The organism is Parapusillimonas granuli (assembly GCF_013416525.1).
Taxonomy (GTDB): domain Bacteria; phylum Pseudomonadota; class Gammaproteobacteria; order Burkholderiales; family Burkholderiaceae_B; genus Parapusillimonas; species Parapusillimonas granuli.
Window position 1 is genome coordinate 20,253 of record NZ_JACCEM010000015.1, and the last position, 22,866, is coordinate 43,118.

The 22,866-nt window shown below is 61.2% G+C and carries 28 protein-coding genes; 11 read left to right on the plus strand and 17 right to left on the minus strand.

Annotated features, from left to right (window positions below):
* Positions 1 to 446: 446 nt before the first annotated feature.
* The 8 genes from H0A72_RS20630 to H0A72_RS20665 all read right to left on the minus strand — a co-directional run bounded on the left by H0A72_RS20630 (position 447) and on the right by H0A72_RS20665 (position 7,060).
* The gene (locus H0A72_RS20630) at positions 447 to 1,364 is read right to left on the minus strand and encodes a TrfA (protein ID WP_180158405.1); all 918 of its coding nucleotides are present in this window, start codon (positions 1,362 to 1,364) and stop codon (positions 447 to 449) included.
* A 129-nt stretch (positions 1,365 to 1,493) separates the two neighbouring features.
* Positions 1,494 to 2,519 carry a P-type DNA transfer ATPase VirB11 gene (virB11, locus tag H0A72_RS20635; RefSeq protein ID WP_180158406.1) on the minus strand — a complete coding sequence of 342 codons (1,026 nt, stop codon included), beginning with the start codon at positions 2,517 to 2,519 and terminating at the stop codon, positions 1,494 to 1,496.
* Positions 2,491 to 3,600, minus strand: a complete 1,110-nt coding sequence (virB10, locus tag H0A72_RS20640; protein ID WP_246437034.1) for a type IV secretion system protein VirB10 — start codon at positions 3,598 to 3,600, stop codon at positions 2,491 to 2,493. Before virB10 ends, virB11 begins: the two co-directional genes overlap by 29 nt.
* An 11-nt stretch (positions 3,601 to 3,611) precedes the next feature.
* The gene (gene virB9, locus H0A72_RS20645) at positions 3,612 to 4,463 is read right to left on the minus strand and encodes a P-type conjugative transfer protein VirB9 (protein ID WP_180158408.1); all 852 of its coding nucleotides are present in this window, start codon (positions 4,461 to 4,463) and stop codon (positions 3,612 to 3,614) included.
* A 26-nt stretch (positions 4,464 to 4,489) separates the two neighbouring features.
* Positions 4,490 to 5,176: a VirB8/TrbF family protein gene (locus H0A72_RS20650; protein ID WP_180158409.1), complete on the minus strand. Its 687-nt coding sequence runs from the start codon at positions 5,174 to 5,176 to the stop codon at positions 4,490 to 4,492.
* Between the two features lie 3 nt (positions 5,177 to 5,179).
* Entirely contained in the window at positions 5,180 to 5,317 is a 138-nt protein-coding gene (locus H0A72_RS20655; RefSeq protein ID WP_102776198.1) for a conjugal transfer protein, read from the minus strand.
* 76 nt (positions 5,318 to 5,393) lie between these two features.
* Positions 5,394 to 6,281: a TrbL/VirB6 family protein gene (locus H0A72_RS20660; RefSeq protein ID WP_246437035.1), complete on the minus strand. Its 888-nt coding sequence runs from the start codon at positions 6,279 to 6,281 to the stop codon at positions 5,394 to 5,396.
* Between the two features lie 74 nt (positions 6,282 to 6,355).
* Entirely contained in the window at positions 6,356 to 7,060 is a 705-nt protein-coding gene (locus tag H0A72_RS20665; RefSeq protein ID WP_180158411.1) for a TrbJ/VirB5 family protein, read from the minus strand.
* 150 nt (positions 7,061 to 7,210) lie between these two features.
* Between H0A72_RS20665 and H0A72_RS20670 the strand changes: the two genes are divergently transcribed.
* Complete coding sequence (locus H0A72_RS20670; RefSeq protein WP_180158412.1) at positions 7,211 to 7,747, plus strand: hypothetical protein; 537 nt, start codon at positions 7,211 to 7,213, stop codon at positions 7,745 to 7,747.
* Between the two features lie 121 nt (positions 7,748 to 7,868).
* Here the strand turns inward: H0A72_RS20670 and H0A72_RS20675 are convergent, their stop codons facing one another.
* The 5 genes from H0A72_RS20675 to H0A72_RS20695 form a co-directional block, all read right to left on the minus strand.
* The gene (locus tag H0A72_RS20675) at positions 7,869 to 8,249 is read right to left on the minus strand and encodes a hypothetical protein (protein WP_180158413.1); all 381 of its coding nucleotides are present in this window, start codon (positions 8,247 to 8,249) and stop codon (positions 7,869 to 7,871) included.
* 191 nt (positions 8,250 to 8,440) lie between these two features.
* Positions 8,441 to 8,986 (minus strand): hypothetical protein, encoded by a 546-nt coding sequence (locus H0A72_RS20680; protein ID WP_180158414.1) that lies wholly within the window; start codon positions 8,984 to 8,986, stop codon positions 8,441 to 8,443.
* 9 nt (positions 8,987 to 8,995) lie between these two features.
* Positions 8,996 to 11,440 (minus strand): VirB4 family type IV secretion/conjugal transfer ATPase, encoded by a 2,445-nt coding sequence (locus H0A72_RS20685; protein WP_180158415.1) that lies wholly within the window; start codon positions 11,438 to 11,440, stop codon positions 8,996 to 8,998.
* An 11-nt stretch (positions 11,441 to 11,451) separates the two neighbouring features.
* Positions 11,452 to 11,772: a VirB3 family type IV secretion system protein gene (locus tag H0A72_RS20690; protein WP_180158416.1), complete on the minus strand. Its 321-nt coding sequence runs from the start codon at positions 11,770 to 11,772 to the stop codon at positions 11,452 to 11,454.
* Positions 11,773 to 11,775: 3 nt separating this feature from the next.
* Positions 11,776 to 12,096 carry a TrbC/VirB2 family protein gene (locus H0A72_RS20695; protein ID WP_180158417.1) on the minus strand — a complete coding sequence of 107 codons (321 nt, stop codon included), beginning with the start codon at positions 12,094 to 12,096 and terminating at the stop codon, positions 11,776 to 11,778.
* A 111-nt stretch (positions 12,097 to 12,207) separates the two neighbouring features.
* Here H0A72_RS20695 and H0A72_RS20700 point away from each other — a divergent pair, with 111 nt between their 5' ends.
* A complete protein-coding gene (locus tag H0A72_RS20700; RefSeq protein WP_180158418.1) occupies positions 12,208 to 12,459 on the plus strand; it encodes a hypothetical protein in 252 nt (83 codons plus the stop codon).
* On the opposite strand, the gene H0A72_RS20705 is transcribed toward H0A72_RS20700, so the two are convergent.
* The 3 genes from H0A72_RS20705 to H0A72_RS20715 are packed head-to-tail and all read right to left on the minus strand — an operon-like array spanning position 12,435 to position 14,120.
* Positions 12,435 to 13,094: a lytic transglycosylase domain-containing protein gene (locus H0A72_RS20705; protein ID WP_180158419.1), complete on the minus strand. Its 660-nt coding sequence runs from the start codon at positions 13,092 to 13,094 to the stop codon at positions 12,435 to 12,437. The genes H0A72_RS20700 and H0A72_RS20705 overlap by 25 nt on opposite strands.
* A 10-nt stretch (positions 13,095 to 13,104) precedes the next feature.
* Positions 13,105 to 13,776: a TrbM/KikA/MpfK family conjugal transfer protein gene (locus H0A72_RS20710; RefSeq protein ID WP_180158420.1), complete on the minus strand. Its 672-nt coding sequence runs from the start codon at positions 13,774 to 13,776 to the stop codon at positions 13,105 to 13,107.
* A gap of 50 nt (positions 13,777 to 13,826) precedes the next feature.
* Positions 13,827 to 14,120: a plasmid mobilization protein gene (locus tag H0A72_RS20715; RefSeq protein WP_180158421.1), complete on the minus strand. Its 294-nt coding sequence runs from the start codon at positions 14,118 to 14,120 to the stop codon at positions 13,827 to 13,829.
* A 497-nt stretch (positions 14,121 to 14,617) separates the two neighbouring features.
* Here H0A72_RS20715 and H0A72_RS20720 point away from each other — a divergent pair, with 497 nt between their 5' ends.
* A complete protein-coding gene (locus H0A72_RS20720) occupies positions 14,618 to 14,974 on the plus strand; it encodes a hexameric tyrosine-coordinated heme protein (RefSeq protein ID WP_246437036.1) in 357 nt (118 codons plus the stop codon).
* Between the two features lie 267 nt (positions 14,975 to 15,241).
* A complete protein-coding gene (locus H0A72_RS20725) occupies positions 15,242 to 15,781 on the plus strand; it encodes a cytochrome b (RefSeq protein ID WP_180158422.1) in 540 nt (179 codons plus the stop codon).
* A 22-nt stretch (positions 15,782 to 15,803) separates the two neighbouring features.
* Here the strand turns inward: H0A72_RS20725 and H0A72_RS20730 are convergent, their stop codons facing one another.
* Positions 15,804 to 16,544: a GntR family transcriptional regulator gene (locus tag H0A72_RS20730; protein WP_343060231.1), complete on the minus strand. Its 741-nt coding sequence runs from the start codon at positions 16,542 to 16,544 to the stop codon at positions 15,804 to 15,806.
* A gap of 185 nt (positions 16,545 to 16,729) precedes the next feature.
* On the opposite strand from H0A72_RS20730, the gene H0A72_RS20735 reads away from it, so the two are divergent.
* From H0A72_RS20735 to H0A72_RS20765, 7 genes are read left to right on the plus strand one after another with little or no spacing between them, the layout of a single operon-like run.
* A complete protein-coding gene (locus H0A72_RS20735) occupies positions 16,730 to 17,512 on the plus strand; it encodes an SDR family NAD(P)-dependent oxidoreductase (RefSeq protein WP_180158424.1) in 783 nt (260 codons plus the stop codon).
* 33 nt (positions 17,513 to 17,545) lie between these two features.
* Positions 17,546 to 18,766, plus strand: coding sequence for an ABC transporter substrate-binding protein (locus tag H0A72_RS20740; protein ID WP_180158425.1), 1,221 nt, complete (start codon positions 17,546 to 17,548; stop codon positions 18,764 to 18,766).
* A 10-nt stretch (positions 18,767 to 18,776) separates the two neighbouring features.
* A complete protein-coding gene (locus tag H0A72_RS20745) occupies positions 18,777 to 19,679 on the plus strand; it encodes a branched-chain amino acid ABC transporter permease (RefSeq protein WP_180158426.1) in 903 nt (300 codons plus the stop codon).
* Positions 19,676 to 20,659 (plus strand): branched-chain amino acid ABC transporter permease, encoded by a 984-nt coding sequence (locus H0A72_RS20750; protein ID WP_180158427.1) that lies wholly within the window; start codon positions 19,676 to 19,678, stop codon positions 20,657 to 20,659. Before H0A72_RS20745 ends, H0A72_RS20750 begins: the two co-directional genes overlap by 4 nt.
* On the plus strand, positions 20,656 to 21,420 hold the full coding sequence (locus H0A72_RS20755) for an ABC transporter ATP-binding protein (protein WP_180158428.1): 765 nt from the start codon (positions 20,656 to 20,658) through the stop codon (positions 21,418 to 21,420). Before H0A72_RS20750 ends, H0A72_RS20755 begins: the two co-directional genes overlap by 4 nt.
* Positions 21,413 to 22,132: an ABC transporter ATP-binding protein gene (locus H0A72_RS20760; RefSeq protein WP_180158429.1), complete on the plus strand. Its 720-nt coding sequence runs from the start codon at positions 21,413 to 21,415 to the stop codon at positions 22,130 to 22,132. The genes H0A72_RS20755 and H0A72_RS20760 overlap by 8 nt, the downstream gene beginning before the upstream one ends.
* 6 nt (positions 22,133 to 22,138) lie before the next feature.
* Entirely contained in the window at positions 22,139 to 22,864 is a 726-nt protein-coding gene (locus H0A72_RS20765) for an SDR family NAD(P)-dependent oxidoreductase (RefSeq protein WP_180158430.1), read from the plus strand.
* Positions 22,865 to 22,866 lie beyond the last annotated feature (2 nt).

Below are 22,866 nucleotides of genomic sequence, written 5' to 3' on the forward strand. Positions count from 1 at the left end.
ATCTCCTTTGCCCTGTGACTTGACGGGCAGTGCTTGGGATGAAAGGAAGGGGTGGCCCGGGTGGGCGAGTGCTGGCTTCGTTGCTGACCGACAGCCGTTGTGCGGCTGTGCAGCGTAGCGATGCAAGATGGCTTCGCGTGAACAGGTTCGGTGCCGCGCGTCAGGCTGGCTGACGGTGTGACTTGTTCACAGGCCGGTTTGGTAGAAGAAAGGTAGAAATAAGGTAGAAGGCGCTGCGATGGCTGGAAAGCCAGTATTCATGCGGGTTTCAAAAAATCTTGCGCGATGCTGTGACGATAAAGCGCGATGTTCTGACGAAAGGCCGCGATCTTATGACGCGCCTGCCGCGATGCTATGACGACACCAAAAGCCACTTATCCACAGGCTGAAATAGTGTCTGAAATGGCTGTTTGCAGGCATGAAGCGCGATGCTATGACGATGAAAATTACCGTTCAAGGCGCGTCCAGACCGCCTGTTCATGGCCCCGAATCGCGGCTTCAATCCTGGGTTCTGCAATCACCTTCAGGGCTTCCAGTTCGTCCAGGCTGCGCTCCAGCGTGACCCGGAAATCCCGCATGCGCCCGGTGTATTGAGCGCGTTGCTTAAGGATGTCCAGGCTGTATTTCTGCTGGATATCGGCAGAGGTGCCAATCAGCCGCTGCAGACTTTTTGAGAGGTCATGACGCATCTGCAGACGCTTGGCCCAGTCCACCAGGGCATATTCCCGGTTGCCGAAAATGTGCGCCCAGCGCGGGTCGGCATATAGGGTGTAGCTACCCGTGGGTTCGTGGTAATCGAAGCCCCCGATCATGGCAATGACGCGGGTGGAGGGGTGGCGACCATAGCTGTATTTCACAGAACCGTCTTTTCTGCGTGCCTCGATGCTCAGAGTAAAGCGCGCTAGGTCTTTCATGCCTTCATGCAGCCATTCGTAGGCGCTGCCGCCTGTGGGCCGGCCCATGCCGCGCAGGAAGTCGGCACGGTTGATAACCGGCGCTTCGCCCAGCAAGGCCGTGGTCTGCAGATACATGGCGTGCATCCAGATGTCGGCATGGTCTTCGCTCAGCTGCTTGCCCGAACCCTTGAGCAGAATGTGGCTCCCCTCCAGAAACACGGTTTCATCGTGCAGAGGTCGCCAGCCGCGACGCACCGGGGCAAAGATGGCGCTGCGGGCAATGTAGTTCGGGATGGCACGTACCGTTTCGTTCATGCCGGGCAGCATGAAGGGTGTTGGGGTGGTGGCCTGTTTTTCTGCAGCGTCAGCCATGGCCTGGGCGGCTTTCTGCATGGCGCGCTGCATGGCAGCTGACAACCGCTGCAGGTTGGCATCCTTGTGAAAAGGCGTGCGGGTGGGCGTGGTCATTGAGAATGCTCCGGGCGAACTCATGTAAGGGCTGCCCGGAATGTGTGCAGCGCCTCACACGGGTTCGGGGTAGATGGACCCGGCATGCTGTCGGGTCGAATGGGCTGGGTGTAGCGCTGTTGCGTAAACTCAGGCAACGACGTGTCGCCGGGGTTCAAACCAGATTTCTTTCACACGGAACTGCTCGACATGAACAACGATGTCCACGGTCTGCTGCAGAAAGGTCTGGATGGTCGGTAAGTCTAGGTTGCCACCGGTAGGGGACTGCTTGATAAGAATGGCCAGCCGGTCGAAGGCGTCGATTGCGCTGTTGGCGTGCGTCGTGGTGACGGATCCCGGGTGGCCGGTGTTCAGGGCAGCCAGATAATCCCAGGTTTCAGGGCCGCGTAGCTCAGCCAGAAAAATCCTGTCGGGCGACAGGCGCATGCATGCCGCCAGGCAGTCAGTGGCCGACACGCGGCCTCGTGTGCCGCCGTACATCATGTGAATGCGGTTGTCATGCGATGGCAGGATCAGTTCATGCACGTCTTCAATGGTGATAAGGCGTTCATGGACGGGTATTTCATTCATGAGGGATCGGGCAAAGGTCGTTTTTCCCGACCCTGTTGCGCCAGAAATCACCACGTTCTTGCGCGCGCGGACGGCGTTCACCAGGAACTCGAAATAATCGGCCCTGTCCTTGAGCATCAGTAGCCGCTGATCGAGTTTAGACAGTCCGTCAGCACTATATTTGGCGCTGGCATCCATGGTGCCATTGAACGCCCCGCCTGACGCCAACTGCTTCAGGTGGGAAGTTTCCGTGGCGTGTTTGCGGATGTTGATGGCGCTGGTGTCGTCTATGCAGGCCGGTGGCAGAATGATCTGGCCGCGCTCCCCATCAGGCAGGATCACGGACATGATGGGGCTGCGTGCCATGTGGTTGTAGGCCGCCAGTGCCGTCGCGAGCGCTTCCAGGTGCTGGTAACTTAGTTCCTCGCATTCGTGCGACACCCAGTGTCCGTCCGTGCGGGCGTACAGATGGCCCTCGCGCACGATGGCGATTTCCGTGACTTTCGGATCCTGCAGATGCTGGGCCAGGGGCCGTAGAAAGGTGCGTACCGAAATGGCGCGATCAAAAGGGACCACTTCAAGGGGTAAGTTCAAGGTCGTAGACATGGCTGAAGTCCAAATCACGGGCGACCATGATGCCGATGCGTTCGCCCTGGTTTTTATAGAGGGTGGGGGGTATGTCCAAAGATCGTTCCAGAATCTTGGCGATTGCTTCCTGTCCGCCCTGGGCGGTATTGTCGAAGCGGATGTTGTTATCGCCGGACTGGCCTTGATTCGATGCCCAGTTACCGAAGTCCCCAACCAGGGACAGCAGGATGGCGTTGCCGAAGCGTTCCCAGAAATGGTTATCGACATGACCATCCAGCCCGGCTTCGCCCAGAGGTCCGGTGCCGGGTGAGGCCAGTTCCACGATGACACCAGTGGGCGTTTCCAGGCGGTTCCAGGTGACAAAGGCGCGGGCCTGACCCTGCTGGATGCCCCCGGACTGATAGCCGGTGAACCTGGTGCCGGCGTCGATCAGCTTGACCTTGCCGTTGGCGCTCATGACATCGTAGGTGGCCAGGCAGGTGAGCAACCCTGGTTGGGTGCTGACCAATTTGGTCTGTAGCGTGCAGTCGATCATGGTGCCTTGTGTGAGCAGGAAGTTGCGATCTCCCAGCAGCCCGGCCACAGAGGGCGCCAGCTCCAGAGGCCGTAGCCTGTCGGCCAGCGGGCCGGCATCACTGTAGGGGCCGCTTGGGGCGCTGGCTTGGCTGCTGCCTGCGCTTCCCCCTTCTGCGCCGCCCGCCTGTAGTGGGCTGGCCAGCCGCCGCTGCGCAACTTCATCGACAGGCGGCGGTGCTGCGGGCGTGGGTGGGGGAAGGGCATAGGCGGGCGCAGGGACCGGCTCAGGTGCCGTGGGTGGCAAGGGCTTGGGTGGCGCTGGTCGCTCGACCCTGGGCGGCTTCAGCCGGTTGGTAATTCCACTCTGATCGGCTTCCAGGCTGCTGTCGCTGGCAGGCACCGGTTCCCGGCTCCAGGCTTTCAGCAGCACACCGATGGCGACGGCAATGGCCACCAGAATGGTGAGCCACAGAAAAGCGCGTGCGCCGCGTGGGGCGCTGCGCCCGGCGGTTTCCAGGCTCAGGGTTTCGCGCTCCAGGCTGGCCGTGGTGGTCTCGTCCCGGTGCGGATCGGTGTCGTTCATGGGCTGTTCCTTCATGGCGTGATCTCCCGAACCCGCAGCGTCGGTACAGGCGCTGCCGCGCCTTTCACTGTGCGCCGGACGGTGGGGGAGGCTGTGCCGGTGTGGGCAGGTACAGGGGTCAGGCCAAAGGCTTCGTTATGGATGGCCAGTACCTGGTTGCCCAGGCGCAGATGCCAGCGTGGTGAGGTGCGATGCAGCACCATCGTGCGCTCATCGGCCATGTGATAGTTGGTGATGACTTCCTGGCCGTCAGGCGTCACGCGGTACACCGTGGGCATGTCGGTTTCCGGGGGGAACTGCAGCCAGGTATGGCGGCCATCATCCCAGGCGTGAACGGGGGCAATACTGGCGTTGCCACTTCGGGTGTATGCCTGCCAGTTCATCGTGCCGGCAGATGCTTGCAACGAGCGCTCAATCGCTGCCTTTTGTGCCGCCTGTGCCTTCATGCGAGCCTCTACTTCCGGGTAGCGCATCACCAGTTTGTAAAGGGCTGGGGCGTTGCGGTCGTGGCTGTAGGACAGTCGGAAGCTGTATTCCCGCCGGTCGGTGATGACAATGAGGTTGGTGTCGGCGTCTTCGGCGGTGGGCTTGAAGAACAGATGGTGGTTCTTGTACGTGAAGGCGTAAGCCTGGCTGTCGCCAAAGACGTGATACTGATAGGTTTCGCCGGGTTCCAGCATGATGTGGGTCGCGACGCCGATCACCGCATCCAGCTGAATCACGTTGGCCGGGTCATAGTTGACATAGCGCACCCGATGGTCGAGCCGTGATGAGCGGGGCGTCTCCAGCGCCCAGGCGCTGGCTGGCAGGGCCAGGCACAGCAATAGCGCCACAGCTCGCCCGCGTGGGAAGAGTTCAAACATGGGGATTCCTTCTGCTCCAGGGCGGGTCAGCGCGAAAGGTCGGCGGCCAGGTCGTAGCGCACAACCTGAAAGCCCAGCGGGTTGCGCCGGGCGACGGCTTCTGTGAGGGGTACGTCGGCGTACTGGTAGGCCATGGTGGCGATCAGGTGCCGCGTTCTGGTGACGTTGCCGGTGGAGACTTCACGTTCCGTCCTGGTGAAGCGGACAATGGCTGCCTGATTGGCGCCCAGGGTGATGGAATGAACCTGAACATCCACCGTACCCAGGGTGCCAAGCCGCGTGGTCACAGCATCCAGCCCTTCAAACCGCTTGCCGTACTGCACCTGAATGGGCGGGGAAGACAGCAAGGCGCAGGTGTCGAATTGCTCCTGGATGGTCTGCCAGCTGTAGCCTTCGCAGTTCAGCACATAGGTGTTCAGGAAATACTTGGCGATGCGCTGGCCGTAGTCTTCCATCGGTTCGCCCAGGGTGCTGACATGCTCGATGCTGCCGGTGGCGTTGTCCACGCGCACCACATACATTTCGGGTGGCTGTTTCAGGGGCGTCAGGCCAGCCACGGCGGCGACGGCGGCAAAGGCGATCAGACCCGCGCCCATGGCAACCTGCCAGGCGCGCTTGCGGCTGGTGACCAGTTCGCCCAGGTGGTCGCGCTCCAGGCCGCGCGATTGTTCCAGCCAGGCAGCTACGTCTTCAGACTTGAGGGGTTCTGCCACGGTTCAGGCTCCTTTGAAAATCGGTGCGCTGGCGTTCACCGGCACACGCGGCCCGTCAGCAGGCTGCGGCGGTTGGGGCGCATGAAAGGCGCAGCCGGCCAGCAGCCCGGCCAGCGCCAGGGCGGCAATGAGTTTGTGCATGGGAAGGGCTCCTGTCCTGCCGCGCGGGCAGAAGGAAGGGGGTGATGGCCCCGCTGGGCAGCGGGTAGGGAGGGGTTTACTTGGCGCGCAGGCGCAACATGCTACGCAGACGCAGAACAGAGAACGCGCCCCGGGCGGCGGAACCGACACCGAGCTGAGCACCGAAGCCGTTGGAGAGGCCGGCGGCAAGGCCGGGAATCAGAATCATGATGACGAGACTGGCAGCACCGACAAGCACCTGAGCGCCGAACAGTGAAAGCACGTCGGCCATCCCTGTTTCTATCTGGTCAGCGATCATGCGGATCAGCTGAATGTTGAGTTGCAGGATAAGGCCGAAGACCAGGCCTGCAAGCAAGGCCAGGAAGACAAAGTTCAATGCCTGCGAAACCCAGTTATTGAAGAGAGGTTTTGTTGGCTCGAACAATGTCGCGGAGATAAAGAGTGGCCCTGCAGCAACCACAAGTGCCATGCCGACTTTGCAGACCACCACAATGACCATGATGATGCTGCCTACGACGGCCGCATTGATTCGCAACAGCGTCGCCAGGATGCTGACCAGCACTTCCCTGGTGGAAGGCATGAAGTTGTACCAGGGCCGGTCGCTGGAACCCAGCATGGCATTGGATGCCTCACTGGTCTCGTTCTGCAGCTTATCGACTTCTGCCGCCACGTTGCCCGTGCCGAGCGCGAGCTGTGTGACATTGTCAGGCAGTGCGATCATGGTTTTGGCGATGTCGTTCTGATACAGGCCGCCTGCCCCAAAGATCATAGACACAATCGCCACGAGAATGGCCTTGCGGAAGAACTCGGTGACAGTCATATTGCTCTGACCGTGCATGAGTGCAAACGCATACACAACGAATTGCAGAGTCAGGCCCACCACGATGACAGGCATGAGTGCTTCGAACAGTGCCTGCATCGGCCCGTTGATGGCATCGCTGAGGATGCCTTCGGTTTGCGTCATGACCCACTCAGCGATGTTGCTTGGCGTAGTGGGTGCCGCGACGGATGGAGTTAGGCTGGCCATGGCGTGCCAGCCTATTCAGCTGCGCCGGGGGATGAGTCTGACGCTGGCTTGTTCCCAAACCATCCTCCATAGACACGTTCAGCCCGGGCTTGCAGCAGTTGTCGTTCCGCATCCAGTTGCTGTGCAGCAAGCTGAATGCGGGTCTGTTCGGCTGAGATATTCGCTTGCTCAATCTGAATCCGCGCCTGCAGTTCAGCAATTTCCTTGGGGTTGGTCGTTTGATTGATCTGATCCTGCAGGGCATCAACATTGGCCAGCCGCTGAGTCATCGAATCGTAGGCCCGCTCACTCATGGCTTTTGCGGTTGCCTCTATGTTCAGTGACCGTTTTGACAGCTCCTGTCTGTCTTCGGTGAAGTTCACCGGGGCCATGACATCGTCTGTGATGCGGGAAACATCTCCGTTCAAGCCTGAGCTACCGGATCGGTTCAGCAAGTCCTGAGCGTTGGAGGGCAGCGCAGCGCGAAGCTGATCTCGGATGACGTAATCATTGGGAATGACACCATAGCCGCTGGATTGCGTGAATGCGGCAAGCTGCTCCTTGGCTGTCGCCAGTTGATCCGTCAGGTTCTTCAGCTGGTCGCGGGCGGTCAGCAGCTGTTCTTGCAGTTGGGCAATGGTGGCAGCATCGACCGTAGGGATGCCGCTGGCGCGGGCAGGATTCATGAAAACAGCGGCCAGGGCAATGCCCGCCGCAAGATGCTTGTAGCGTGTCATGGGAGAACTCCGGGGGTAAAGGGGGTGGCGAGCTAATTCGCCAGATGAGGTACAGGGCTCTGTCTAGAACGGGCGGGGGTCCGTACCCTCTGAGATTGTTAGAGAGGATCCTTCTTTCGTTACTATGCATGCCACGAGGAGAATCACCGAATGGCACTTACATCCACCCAGATTGGAGCAATTGGCGAAAACTTGCTTATCAACGCCGTGATGAAGGCAAGCGACGGCAGGCTGTCACCATTTCAGCCTCTGGCTGATGACGATGGTCTCGACGTGCTTTTCTACGATAAGCAGACCGGCAACTCTGCCGCCATCCAACTGAAGTGTCGAACGACAACATTGCGTAGAGCCGGCTCTGAAGAGCGCGGACACACGGTTCACTTCGAAGTGCGTCACACTACTTTCAACGAAGCGCGGCGTGCTTATCTCGTTGGTGCCCTGTGCAACGAGGATTTGACAGACTTCGTCGCCACATGGCTCATACCGATGTTTGAACTGCCACAGATCGCGCGCAACATCTCAGGAAAATGGGTCATAAGACCCAGCATGGCCAACGACAGTAAAGATCGCTTTATCTCATATCGGTGTGACACGGCCATCCAGCTAGCAGCTCGAATAATTGCTATTTGCGAGGCTGACGGGCCGAACGGGCAGCCTGGGATGGGGCCGCCGGCTAGGGAGTTTTAACGGAGCTCAGAAGCACCATCATCATCTAACCATGCTCAACCAGCTTAACAGTCCGCTTCTGGCTGTTCTCTGTCTTCCAGCAGTTGATAATGTTTTCAGATTAGGTCTAAGCACGTACAAATTACTGCTTGGAAGCGGCTGCCTGGTATTCGGCTTCCGTTATGCGGCGGGCCTTCAGGCTGTCCGAGACAATTTCATCGTCAGCCTCTTTGTAGGCAATGTGTTTACTGTCGCCGACGACCAGGATATTGTCTGCGCCGTTGAGTGTGGCTGGCACGGTATTGGACCGGTATCCAACTTTGCCGAGGTTGTTCCATGCGGTTTCTGTGAACAGGAACGTGTCGTCGTTCCGTTCAATGTGGACCAGGGTCGGAGGGTAGCGACCGTTATCCGAGAACCAATGACCGATAAACTTCTCGCCCTTCGGTTCCGTCTTGCATCCCGCCAGGATGCTCAGTAGGGCGGTGGCTCCGGCAGCGGCGATGAAATGTCTTCGTTTCATTGGGTGTTCCTATGGTGGTCGGTTGTCAGTAAGCCCCTGGCTGCGTTTGTACGCTGCCCAGGCGTCGGCCACGCTGCAAGCGTGTCCGGCAGTTGTAAGCCAGCAAACACGTTCAATAGGTTTCAGATTGTTCCACCAGGCCATGCCGGCTATCTCATCGGCAGTGGGCTGAGTCTGGAGGTAGGGACGGGTTAAAGGCACAGGTCTGGTCCCTCCTGTTCATGCTGTGGCGACAGCCTTATCGCATGATCGAAGCGTGCGCCGATGAGGTCGGCTACACGCTGATAATCCTCCGGCGTGGGGCGCTGCCCATTCACTTCATGGACATGCAGGCTGTAATACTTTTGCACGCCTTGCTCAAAATAGGCACGATTCTGGCGCGGGTGGGTGGACGAAAACCAGATGTCAGGACTTATGCGTGGGTCGCTGCATGACGGATCGGATACGCCGAAATCCTGGCTGTGTCGTTCGAGGTCGTCAGCGTCCACCGTCACCCGGTCAAGCTCGATGTCACGGGTATTGGTTTCACCAGCCTCCAGGTCTTCATGCGTCCAGTGTTCGCTATAGACCGAGATCAGGAAAGTGTCTTCTGGGCGGTCGGCGTCCGGGTCGTGCAGACCCAGCCGCGTATAGAAATCCTGATCTTTCGTTGCCTGCAGATCATCACGAGCCTGTGTCTGGCGTCGATCTTCATCCAGCGCCTGCTGCTTCTCACGCTCGTTGGCATTGTGTTTCATGGGTTATTCCTATGAAGAGGCCGGGACAATACGGCCTTGGCGAACCGCATCCAGGTACAACGGCAACCAGTGTGCTGGGTCAGGCCCGGCCTGGGCGACTGCCTGTTCTGCAATCTCTGCCATATCGGGGCTGCCGGAGAACACCAGTAGTTCGTCTTCGCAGTCGGAGAGGTCCAGTTGGGCTACCGTGACGCTGGAGCCTTGCTTGACGAGAAACTTCCGGCTGGCTTCGCCCAGCGTTTTCAGCAACTCAAACTCGGCGGGGGTCAGGCCGAATCCTTCGATGTAATCGCGGGCTTTGGCCCTGGGGTTGGGCAGCAGAATCAGGGTGGCCGTCTGCTGAACCAGTGAAGGGCCGACCGGGTTTTGGGTGATGGCGCCCGGTTCCTGTGTAGCGAAGGCGAGCACACCGTTTTTCTTGCGGATGGTGCGGCTGGCGTCCTGCATGTCATCCTGGAAATGCTTGTCTTTTAGCGGGTGCTGGCATTCGTCGTATAGGTTGATGATGCGCCGTCCGTCATGCAGGGCGTCGATGCGGTGCTTCAAATACATGGTGGCCGCGCCGCGTACCGCGTCATCGTCCAGCAGTTCGGTAAGGTCAAAGCCAAAGATAGCGGGTGTGCCGTCATCCGTTGCCAGGCTCAGCTGATCTGCCGGATTGTCGAACACCCAGCCGTATTCACCGCCCCGGCACCACGGTGCCAGGCGTGCGTGAATGGTACTGGTGCTGTCATCCTCGCTATAAGGGTTGGGCAGTAGGGTGTTCAGGGTGGACAGCGTGCGGGCTTCGCGGTCGATGAGCGTGGTCAGCTGCTGTACGGCCCGGGTAATGTCGGCATGTTGTCGGGTGGTGACTGTTTCACCCCTGCGTTCCGCCAGGAATACAACCAGTCGCACCATGAAGGCGACGTTCCCCTTGGTGGGTTCCATCTGAAATGGGTTCCAACCGGTCGCTTCGCCAAGGCGGATATTGAAGTACCGCCCTCCCAGCGCCATGATGAGTACCTGCATACCCTGGTCTTTGTCCCACACTACACACGTTGCCCCAAACTTCTGTGCCTGGGTGAGCAGCATGCCCTGCAGCACGGTTTTGCCGGTGCCGGTCATGCCAATAATCATGGTGTTGCCCGGGCGTCGCTTGCCGGTTTCGTCCAGGTCTTCCACTGAAGCGTGGAAGTTGAAGAAGAATGGACTGCCGGTTTGCGTCTTGAGCATGGTGACGGCTGGCCCCCAGGGGTTGCCAGCGGGCTTGCCGGTCAGTTGGTTATGCAGACTGGAGAAGCACAGGAAATTGAGCGACGTGACGGGCACCGGGCGCGGACGCCAGTGCCAGTTGCCGGGCAACTGCGCCCAGAAGCCAGCCTCCAGGGCTTTTTCCAATGGCCTGAAGCCGATGGCTTCTTCGGCCAAGGCGGTGGCTGTATGCGCCAGCGCCTGGCGCACGCCTTCCGCCGTGTCGCCATAGATAAGCAAGGTAGCGTGGTGGTCGCCCAGGCCAAGACGACCAGAAGTGAGGTCATCCATGGCCTGGGTCAGTTGGGCCACCTGGCTGCCGGCGTCGTCGCCGGAATCTACCAGCAGCTTCTGATGGCGCTTCACCAGTTTCTTTGCAGCGGCCCCGGTGTGGCTGCCCCAGGATTGGGTCAGTACAAACTCATGCGGCAGGCCCAGCAACCGGTCCAGATGGCCGGGCTTGCTGGCTTCCGGGTAGTCGCGCAGCTCCATCATGCCGAAGATGCGTGAGTCTGCCACGGTACGCAGTTCGCCAAGCTCGCCATGTTTGCCGAAGATGGGCCGGGCATAGGGCAGGGTGTCGCGTAGCCGTTCCCGCGAAACCGGTACAGGCCGTTGCCGCCCCGACAGCAGGAAACCCAGAAACTCAGCGGTTTCACTGAAAGAAAAACCGTTGCGATCCACAATCCCCAGCGTCTGCGGGTCGTAGCGGTACAGGCCCGCTTTGAGGGTACGCAGTATGTCGCTGAGGCGAGCGATGGATTCCGCCTGCCAGTGCGCGATGCGCTGGCTGTCGGCCTTTTCCAGACTGGCGAAGGTGCCAAGTATCGGATCCTCGACCGGGTGAACCAGCACTGACAGGTACAGGTCATTCATCATCAGACCGCTTGCGTCGAAGGTGGTGCGATAGGCCGCGTCGAACCGGGAGGCGAAGGGTTGGCTGAAGGTGCTTTCCGGGTATTCGGTAACGCGGCGGCGGATGATGTGGGAATAGAAGCCGACCGAACCCATGGGCAGGCCGCGCAGCACGTTATGCAGGGCTTCAATCCATTCCTTCAGTTCCTCCTGAGCGTAGGCGTCGGGCGCGCGCCCTGCCACCTTGATGACGGCCAGGTACTCGTGGTTGTCGCAGGCGATGATCTGATCTGTGACATGGTGGGAATAGGGCAGATAGCGCGAAACCCGCCGTTCATCCACGGCGAGAGTGGCTGCAGCAGTCATGGTGGCGTCCTTTATCGGATGAGTGCGCGCCAGGGGCGGCGCCGGTGGTAGCCGTGCAGGGCGTAGCTGGAACCCTTCCAGAAGCGCTGATTACGGTTGCGTTTGCGAGTTTTGAACTCAAGCCAGAGCACGTCCAGGGCTTTGTCGTCGTCGCGGGTGAGGATGGCCAGGGTAGGCATGACCACGAATACGAGTCCCCACCAGGCCAGGCCCGCCGTCATGGCGATCATTGCGACAACGGCGAAGGCACCCAACAACAGCCGTGTGGGAACACCCATGAACGTGGCCTTGCGGCCCAGCCCCTTGAATACGGGGTAGGTGTGATCGTTCATGGCTTACTTCCAGAGCAGCACGACCAGCTCAGCGGCTGACCCGGCGAGCAGCACGCCGATGCCCCAGCGGATGGCGTCATCCTTGCGCATGACCTCTGCGGAATACAGCACAAAGATGATGATGCCGATGATGATGGCGGCAATCGGCAAAATGACATCCAGGTTGTCGCGCAGGGTCTGCAGTGTGGTCTGCGCCCTGGAAAGCCCGCCGATGGATTGGGCCGATGCCGCCTGAGTAATGCCGAACAGCAGCAGGGCTGTCATCCATCTGTTGAGACTGTGCAGGCGTTGCGTAGCATTTCTGATGCGGTGCAGTAGTGACATGGAAAGACTCCTGCCCCAGACGCCGGGCGGCGCAGGGGAATAATGGTTTTCGTGTGAGCTTCCTCTGATACAGTCGAAGAATTCGACATTGACCATTGAGGCAGAAAACTTATGACGGCAACTAAAAAGGCTGCCGATGGACTGGCGTTATTGAAGGAGTCCATCATTGAAAAGGTGGCTTCCTTTCCAGATGGCGTGGGAAATAGTGAGATTGCACGCTTACTTCAGTTGGAAAGTGATTTCCAGGGTAAGCAGAGGAACTATCTGACTTGGTCTGTGATCGGCCTCCTAGTTAATGAAGGTCGGTTGGTACAGGAAAAGCGGGGTCGGAATGTCTTCTACAAACTTCCAGATGCTGGCTGATCGGTTGCAGGCCTCTGAAATCCGTCAGTAGCCGGGTTCGAGGTGAAACCGTCGGGTGCGCCGCGTGGCGCTTCAGGCTGAGGTTTCTGCTTGGGCTTCTCTGAGGGCTGGGCCGGTGTGTCAGCTGCTGCCTGTGGTGCTGTCGCGTCGGCAAGCGGCACCAGGGCAGGAACCTTGATACCTGCCTGGGTCAGTACCTTCCCCACATAGCCGTTGGTAAAGCCACGGTTGAAGTTGCCGGTGTTGTAGCAGGACAGTGCGGCGCGCAGCGCCTGCTGTGGGTCTTCGTGCGTGGGTAAGGCACGGGCGTAGCACTCAGCCAGCACGGTCTGTGCGGCAGTGAGGTTCTTGCAGGGGTCAAACACGGTCGTGGCATCCAGCTTCAGCCATGCCCAGTTACGCACATTGATCTGGCCCAGCCCGGCATCGAAGTCGATACCCTGGTCAATCAGCCTCTGCGCTGCCGCCGTGGCTTCTTCCAGGCTGCGGGGTTGACGCTTGAGTTGGTGACCCTTGCGATTGACGCCGATGGCGTACTGCTGCGCCCTGGACTCATGCTTGACCACGGCATGCAGTGTGACCGGGTGAATATCGGGCGCGCAGGCAAGGGCCAGAGTGGCGAGTTCGGCAAACATGACGGCGTCCTTAGTTATCGCTGAGATGCCTGGGGTCGGTCAGAGAGAAGTTCCAGCCGCTGGCCCACTGGCCCGTGTGTTCAGCTTCCCACTTGGCCTGAGCCGCTTCGTAGTCTTCAGACTTGATCCAGTAGCCACCCATGGCCGGTCTGCCCACGTACCGGATAGACAGTTCATAGGTCCAGGCGTGATCGTTGTAGACCACACAATAGGCGGGCAGCTGTGTGAGCGTGACGGTGCGAAGCGAATGCACCTCGTAGACGGGTTCCGCGCTGTCGCCGCCGTAGTTGTATCCGCGTTCGCGCCATTTGTAGGCGGTGCCGGAATAGCTGCTGTTCAGATATTCCGCATCACACTTGCCTGCACCCTGTGAAATCGCGTCGATGCGCTGTGCCATGCCCGGTTCGCCGGAAGCGGGACATTCAGACAGGAAAGCGCGTCTGGCCGCGACCGTCGCAGACCAGTCCAGGCCACGCCTGTTGAACTTCTTGATGGCGAAATAATGATCCAGCGAAGGGCTGCACTCACCAGGACGCAGACTGGACGACAGGCATAGCGTCGCTTCGCAGGCCAGTCGGGGGGTGCCGGTTAGTAGCTTAATGGTGCCGTTTGCATGGGCAGCAGGAGCCAGGACGCAGGCAAGCGCTAGCGCCCCAGCCCGCAGTGCGGGAAGGGTGTGCATAAGAAAGTCTCCGGGAAGGGGTAGAGCGTGCGGCCTGTCGGCCTGGGGGATCAGCGCTGCTGCAGCAGCGTCTGCTGTGCGATGGCGAGATGTTCAGGTTTTGCCATGGCCCGCAGCAGGTGGGCGCTTTCGATGGCAGCCAGGCGGGTATCGCGCAGCTGGCCCAGATCAGCCACGACCTTGCGCAGCAGCGTCAGTTCTTCCTGCTGCGTATCGTCGGCGGAAAGCCGTCGCCTTATATAGTTAGAGAGGGATAGCCCGGACAGGGCAGCAGCTTCGCCCAGGCGCGCAGCATGAGACGGGGTCACCCGGATACGGATGACCTCGGAAAGAGGTTCGTTCATACAAGTTCCTTGCTGCCGTGAGTGCAGTTGCTCGCGTAGAATAGTTAGACAATCAGGCGCAACCATGAAGCCAGGCTGTTTTAGCGCACATCGCGTGCTGGCCTTATGTTTAGGGGCGTAATGGCCACTGATCTCGAGTTTTTCTTTTTGGGTACCTGTTTGGGTACTTTTTTAATTCAGATGGCTTGAAGACCGCATAGATGCTGACTATTCGAGTCTCGCCGTCGCACCAGGATTCAAAATCAGGCCGCCGCACAACGCCTGATGAAGTACCGGAAACCCGCATGAACACTGATTCACGCGGGTTTTTTGCATTCATGGCGCAGCAAGGCGCCAAAGGGTTGCGGTCGTTCCGATACCGGCATTCGCATAGTGGGTATGGCAGGTATCGCATGGCCCCTCTGATAAGCTCCCGACAGAGTCTTGGTGGTCCTCCCGCCTGGAGAGCCACGCCATGAAGGCTCGCGCCACAGTAAAACGTGAATAGGGAGATGAAGATGAACACAGCAATCAGCCATCAAAAAAACATGCGCGCCTGTACGAGCATGCTGTTCAGCCTGGCGGCCGCCCTGGCAATCATGCTGGCCGCATCAGGTATCGCCCTTGCGGACGACAAGCCCGCAATCAAAGGCCCGCCGGTACCCAGCCTGATCACCGGCACGCCCGAAGAGGGGTTTGCCCTGGCGGTCAAGCTGTCGCAGAAAGGGGTGGTGTTCACGCAGGCGGACGCCAAGGTCCGCAGCGGTTTGCGCGGGCAATACGCGAATGATCCCAACAGCCTGATCGCCGTTTCACATGTGGTTGCGGTTCACTTCCAGACGGTGGCGGCCGCCAACAACTACTGGCGCAAGTAAACAAGCCGTCGCCACGCCATTCTTCTTCGCAGCCGCGCCGCTGGCGTGGCCGCGCGCTTTTCCAGCTTCGGACGGGGAGCCCCGCGGTCCTGCGACGCAGGGCCACCCGACTGACAGCAAGCAGGCCGTCCAAGAATCCACACAATCCGCAGCGCAACAAATCAACAATCCCCCCCTTAAAGGCCCCGGAGGAACTATTCCCCTCCGGGGTCGTCTATATTCAGCCTACAGTCAGTCCAGCCACAACTCCACAGGGGGAAGAAAACCATGCAAGCACCCGCCACATTCTGTGATTCGCAATCCCGCTACGGGCTCGTCAGCCGCTTCCTGCACTGGGTGATGGCGGTGCTGCTGGCCTGGCAGTTCACCTCCGTCGGCGCAAGAGTCCTGGCCAAGGACTCGCCGTTCGACCAATTCATGTGGGCGACCCACAAGCCGATGGGCGTATTGCTCCTGAACCTGATCGTCCTGCGCATCCTGTGGGCCGTCTTCAACTTGTCGAAACGGCCGGCGCCAGTCAGCGCCGCGGCCAGCATCGGCCACAAATTGATGTACCTGCTGATGTTCGCCGTGCCGGTCATTGGCCTGATTCGCCAGTATGGCTCGGGCAAGCCTTTCGAACCCTTCGGCATGCCCTTGATGGCCGGTTTCGAGGGCGAGCGCATCCAATGGATGGTGGACCTGGGCGGCAATTTCCATGGCCTGCTTGGCATGCTGCTGCTGCTCTCCATCATCGGGCACATCGTCGCGGCGCTCTGGCATGCGCGGTCCAGCGCGACCACGGTGATGCCGCGCATGCTGGGCTGACGCCCGGCCCTCCGGCCCGTGCTCACGGCTGCGCGAGCAGCCCTTGTTTCAGCCTGGCCGGCGCGCCCGGCGGCGTTTCCTGCCGGGCCAGCCTTTCATAATTGTTCGTCAGGATGACGCCGGCATAGTAGACGTGCTCGCGCATCAGCGCTTCGGCGCGCGCGGCGTCCCGCTTGATGATGGCCTCGACGATGCGATGGTGGTCGCCGTGCGACCGGTAGATGGTCTCGTAGTCGTCCCAGAGCATGATGCGATCCGAGGCGAAAGGCGTCGTTTGCGCCTGGGTGGCGAAGCGCGTCACCCAGGAATTGTCGGCGGCATGCAAGATGGCGTTGTGGATGCGCACGTTGACTTGCTGGTAGGGCGCGTGGTCTTCGGGCCGCAGGCGGCCGCAGGCCAGGATGGCGTCGCCCTGCGCAAGACAGGCCAGCAGCTCGTCCTGGGTGGATTCGTCCAGCCCGCGCTGGGCGGCGCGCCGGCATGCCAGGCCTTCGAGCACCGACCTGACTTCATAAGCGCCCATGACTTCTTCGAACTTGTAGACGCGCACCGTGTAGCCGCGTTTGGGCTGATGTTCGAGCAGGCCGTCGTTGCCCAGCAGGGCCAGCGCGGCGCGCACGGGCGTGCGCGACACGCCCAGTTTTTTCGCCAAGGGGATTTCCTCGAGCCGTTCGCCGGGGGCGAGCATGCCCTGGAGTATCCATTCACGCAAAGTTTCTGTAACTGAATGTGATAGTGTATCCATGACCAAGATTGTATACATGGAAGTCCGTGTTTAGCCATCTTATCTGGCGCCCAAAACACGAAATCCTAGGGTTAACCTTAATTTTTGCCTGGCAATCATGTATTCATAATTGCCACCTCCAGCGCGATAAATCAAATATCTTTGATTTGTATCAATGAATAGGAAGGGATCGCGCATCGCATGTATACATATGAGGCAAAAACATGGAGCAGCACAAGGGAGCCGGGGAAGGCGGGCTGGCGCTGGTGACGGGGGCGGCGGGCGGCATCGGGTCGGAAATCTGCCGGCGGTTGGCGGCCAGGGGCTTGACGGTGGCCGTGGCGGACCTCGATCCGCAGCGTGCGCGGACGGTGGCTGAAGGACTGGGCCCCGCGCATGTTTCCCTGGCGTTCGACGTGGCGGACGAGGCGTCGGTGGATGCCTCGTTCGAGCGGCTGGAATCCGATCATGGGCCCGTGCGCGTGGTCGTGTGCGCGGCGGGCCTGCTGCAGTTCGGGCCGGGCGGGGAACGCCCGCTGATCCAGTCCACGGAACTCGATCTATGGAATCGAAGCATGGCCGTCAACGCCACGGGCGTCTTTCTGTGCGCCCGCGCCTACGTCAGGCACCGCGTGGCGGCGCCCGTCGCGCACGGCCGCTTCATCACTTTCGCTTCGGTGGCCGCGCAGTTGGGCGGCTACCGGTCCAGCGCTTCCTATATAGCCGCCAAATCAGCAGTGCTCGGCTTCACCAAGGCGCTGGCGCGCGAAGTGGCGCCCATGGGCATCACCGTCAACAGTGTTTCGCCGGGTCTGATCGACACCGACATGCTGCGCAGCACGGTGGCAAGCAGCGGGGCGATGGAGGCTGCGGCGGCCGCCATCCCCCTGGGTCGCATCGGCACCGTGGCCGACGTGGCCTCGGCCGTGGATTATCTCGTGTCCGAAGAGGCGGGATACATCACCGGCAGCGTGATGGACGTGAACGGCGGCTATCGCATGCAATGACCTGACCATAAATAATATTCTGGAGACATCGACATGAAGACATTCAAACGCTTGGCCGTGGCGGCCCTGGTCCTCGGCATGGGGGCGATGCAGCCCGCGCTCGCGCAGACCGATCCGGGCATCACCGACAAGACGATACGGATAGGCCTGTTCTCGCCGCTGTCCGGGCCGGGCATGGCCTATGGCTTCGACGTGGTCAACGCGGCGAAGATGTGGTACGACAAGACCAACAAGGAAGGCGGCATCCATGGCCGCCAGATCGAGCTCGTCATTGAAGACACGCGCTGCAACGCGAACGACCTGCTGGCGGCCGTGAAGAAGCTGGTGGAGCAGGACAAGGTCTTCCTGCTGAACGGCGGCTCCTGCTCGGCGGCGGTGGTGGCGGCCCGGGAATACGTCGAGCGCGCCAAGGTTCCCTTCCTGATGCTGAACGCGTCGGGCGACGGCGCGCTGTATCCGCCGTCCAAGTACATCTATGGGGCGTTCTCCATTTCGCAGTACGCGCTGGGCGGGTCGGCCGTGCAGTTCGCGGCGGAGCATCTCAAGGCCAAGAAGATCGGCTACATCAATCATGACGACGCCTACGGCACCTGGAACCTGGAAGCAGCCCAGACCCAGGCCAAGCACCTGGGCGACGTCACCCTGAACGTGCAGTCCATCAACGCGAACATCAACGACGTGACCGCACCCATGCTGAAGATCCGGGCCGCGAACCCCGACGTGCTGGTGCTCACCACCTATGCGCGGCCGGCGGCACTGATCATCAAGAAGGCGCGCGAACTGGGCTGGACCAAGCCCATCGTGCTGACGGTTACCGGCACGGCCGACCTGACTCAACTGGTCGAGAACGTGGGCGGGCCGGACGCCTTGAAGAACTTCTACATCCAGGACGTGCTGGCCGCGCTGCCGTCCGACCCCAAGCTGGCCTGGGTGTACGACATGTACAAGCAATACTATCCGGAACTGGCGGCCAAGCCGGGGCATCCGCAAAGCTACATGCCCTATGGGCTGCCTTCCGCGATGTCGGTCGTGAAGGCCCTGCAGGAAGCCGGGCCCGAGCCCACGCGTGAAAAAGTGCTGAGCATCCTCGAGAACCTGAAGCTGGAAACCAAGGTCATGGCGGCGCCGGTCGAATTCACGCCCACCGATCACGCCGCGCTGAAATCGGCCATCTACATCAAGTTCGACGGCGTCAACAAAGAACTGATTCCAGGCACCTTCAAGAGCGTCTGGAAGTACGTTCCCAAGCAATAGAAGAAAGACGATGACGCTCACCGAAGTTTGGCTGTTCCTGCAGCAGGGCGTGCTTTCGGGCCTGGTCACGGGCAGCGTCTACGCGCTGCTGGCCGTGGCCTTCGTCACGGTGTTCAAGACGACCGACGTGCCCAATTTCGCCCAGGGCGAGATCTTCATGGTGGGGGGCTACGCCGCTCTGGGCATGGTGCTCGTCCAGCAATGGCCGTCCTGGGCGGTCATTCCGCTGACCTTGCTGTTCGTGGCCGCCATCACGGCCGTCTTCCAGCGCGTCGTCATGGAAAAGGTGATCCGCTCGAAAGGCGCCGGGGTCCAGCTCGTCATCGCGACCCTGGGGCTGGCCTACGTGCTCAAGGGCGCGGTGCGCCAGACCGGGCTGGGCGATTCGCCCCGGTCCTTGCCGCCGTTGGTGTCCACCGACACCGTCATGATCGGGGACGCCTTCCTGACCAAGCTCGACCTCATGATCTTCGCCGTCGCGGTGGGCACCATGGCGGCCCTGTTCCTGATGTTCAACTTCACCCGGGTCGGCAAGGCGATGAGGGCGGTCGGCATGAATCCGCGCGCGGCGCAGATCGTCGGGGTCAGCCTGCTGCGCATCCGGATGGCGGTCTGGGCGTTGGCCGGCCTGATCTCCGCCGTGACGGCGCTGCTCATCGCGCCCAAGATCCTGATCACGCCGGACATCGGGCACATCGCCATCCTGGCCTTCGCCGCCGCCATCGTCGGGGGGATCTCCAGCATTCCGGGGGCCGTCGTAGGCGGCTTCATCATCGGCGTCGCGGAAAACCTGGTGGGGCTGTTCATCTCGACCAACGCCATCGTCGTCGCGCCTTTCCTGGCCATCATGATCGTTCTGATCGTCCGTCCCCAAGGCATTCTGGGCGGCAAGCTGCAGGTTAAGAAAGTATGAAAATCGATCTCGACAGGGGGCTGCTGCTCGCCTGCGCCGCGATACTGGCGGTCCTGCCCTTCGTGGCCAGCGGCTATGTGCTCTTCATCGTCAACCTCTTGATGGTCTACATCGTCCTGGCGCTGGGGCTGCACATCGTGCTGGGCGAGACCGGGCAGTTCGCGCTGGCGCACATCGCCTTCTACGGCATAGGCATTTACACCGCCGGCATCATCAACAACGCCTGGCATCCCAATTTCCTCGTCTCCATCCTCGTCAGCGCCGTGGTGGCGGGAGCCCTGGGATATGTGCTGGGCGCGCTCGCCATCCGCATGCGCGACATCTACCTGGCCCTGTCCACCTTCGCCTTCGGGGAGGCCATGCAGTGGGTCTTCCTGAACTGGGTGTCCGTCACCAACGGCTCCAACGGCTATCGGATGTCGCCCGCCCAGTTCTTCGGCTACGAACTGGTTTCGGACATACGCGCCTATCCCTTCGTCGTGCTGGCGGCGGCCGCCATGCTGTGGCTGACCGTCTACCTGTCCCGTTCGCAGCTGGGCTCGGCCTTTCGGGCCGTGCGGGAAAGCGACGTGGCCGCGCAAGCCATGGGCGTGAACGTCAACCGCGTCAAGCGCATCGCCTTCATGATTTCCGCCGCCTATGCGGGGTTGGCGGGCGGACTGTTCACCACCTTTTCCTCTTTCATCCACCCGGACAGCCTGGGCTTCCAGGCGACGGTGCTGATCCTCATCATGATCGTGGTCGGCGGCATCGGCTCCGTCCGCGGCGCGATCGCCGGCGCCGTCATCTTCGGGCTGATCTCCGAATTGCTGCGCCAGGTCCTGTCGTTCCAGGAAATCATCTACGGCGTCATCCTCATCGTGTTCATGATGTTTCTTCCCAAAGGCCTGTTCAGCGGGCGCGACGCCCGGCAACCAGTCGCCGCGGGCGCTCGGCGCCCCAGCGGCACGGCGCCTGAAGCGAAGGAGGCCGGATCATGAGCCGGCCGGGCAAACTATTGTCGCTGCAGGGGCTGACGGTGCAGTTCGGCGGCCTCACCGCCATCAAGGATCTTTCCTTCGAGGTCGAGCGCGGCACCGTGCATGCGCTGATCGGGCCGAACGGCGCCGGCAAGTCGACCACCTTCAACTGCATTTCCCGATACTACGACCCCACGCGCGGCAGCATCCGGTTCGACGGGGCGGACATCACGCACAGGCGGGCGGATGAAATGGCCGCCATGGGCGTGGCGCGCACCTTCCAGAACCTGGAGCTCTTCAACGAGCTGTCCGTGCTCGAGAATGTGCTGCTGGGCACCTATTCCCACGGCGCGCGGGGTTTGCGCCGGGCGCTGAAGCCGGCCGTCGCCGAAACCCGCGAATTCGCCGAACATCTCCTGCAGCGGGTGGGGCTGATCGATTACCGGCGCCAGCCGGCAAGAGGCCTGGATTTCGGCCGTCAGAAAATGCTGGAGCTTGCCCGCGCCATGGCGATCCGGCCCAAGCTCTTGCTGCTGGACGAACCCGCCGCCGGGCTGCGCAACCGCGAGATCGACGCGCTGGACAACATCCTGCGCGAGCTCGCCGGGGAAGGCGTGACCATCCTGCTGGTGGAGCACGTCATGCAACTGGTCATGTCCATTTCGGAGCGCATTACGGTCATGTCCTTCGGCGAGAAAATCGCCGAAGGCAGCCCGCAGGAGATCCGCAGCAACGAGAAAGTCATTGAAGCCTATCTGGGCAAGGGAGGCGCCGATGAGTGAGCCATTGCTGCGCGTGGAGTCGATTTCCGCATCGTATGGAAACATTTCCGCCCTGGAGAACGTGTCGCTGCAAGTGCCCAGGGGCGAGATCGTCGCCTTGCTGGGCGCCAACGGCGCGGGCAAGTCGACGACGCTCAATGTGATCTCGCGCATCGTGCGTCCCACGGCGGGTTCGGTCTGGTTCGACGGCCAGCGCATACACGAGCTTCCGACCGACGAAATCGTGCGCCGAGGCATCGTGCAGGTGCCGGAAGGGCGCGAAGTCTTCCGCGACATGAGCGTGCGCGAAAACCTGGAAATGGGAGCGTACGCGCGGCGCGACCGTTCGGGCGTGGCGGACGACTTCGAGCAGGTGTTCCGGACCTTCCCTCGGCTGCGAGAACGCGCGTCCCAGAAGGCGGCCACGCTGTCGGGCGGCGAGCAGCAGATGCTCGCGACCGGACGCGCCATGATGGCCAGGCCGCGCATGATCCTGCTGGACGAGCCCTCCATGGGCCTCGCGCCGCTGATCATCGAACAGATCTTCGACACCATCTTGACCTTGAATCGGGAGCAGGGCATGACCATCTTGCTGGTCGAACAGAACGTGAAGCTGGCGCTGTCGGTGTCGAGCTACGCCTACATTCTGGAAAACGGCGAAGTCGCCCTGGAAGGCAAGTCCGCCGACCTGCGCAACGACGAAGGCGTGCGGCGCGCCTATCTGGGGGCTTGAACGCATATGGAACAGACAGCCTTGGTGACCGGCGGCGCCGGCGGAATGGGCAAGGCGATCGCGCGCCGGCTGGCCGAGGACGGCTTTCGCGTCGTGCTCGTCGACCGCGACGCGCAACCCTTGCAGGACGTGGTGGATCTCTATCGCGGCGAGGGGCTGCATGTACAGGGGCGCGTGCTGGACTTGACCGACGCGGCGGCGGTGCGCGCGCTGGCGGCGGAGCTTCCCGGCCTCGGCGTCCTGGTCAACAATGCGGGCCTTTTCGACGAGCGCGGATTCTTCGACGCCGGCCCCCAGGATTTCCGGCGCATGTACGAAGTCAACCTCGTTGCCGTGGCCACCCTGACCCAGGCGGTCGCGGCGGGCATGCGGCCGGGCGCCAAGGTCGTCAACATCGCCTCCCGGGCATACCTGGGTGCCAAGAACCACATTCATTACGTGGCATCGAAAGCCGCGCTGGTGGGCTACACCCGGGCCTGCGCCATGGAGCTCGCGCCGCGCGGCATTCTGGTGAACGCGGTGGCTCCCGGCCTGATCGATACGCCCATGCTGCGCGCCCTGACCCCGGAACGCCTGGCGGCGCAATTGGCGCTGCAGCCCACCGGCCGGGCCGGCAGGCCGGAAGACGTCGCCAACGCCGTGTCCTTCCTGGCGGATCCGGGCATGGAATTCATTACCGGCCAAGTCATTTTCGTGGACGGCGGGAAATCCCTGGGCGGTTCGGGAGCATAGCG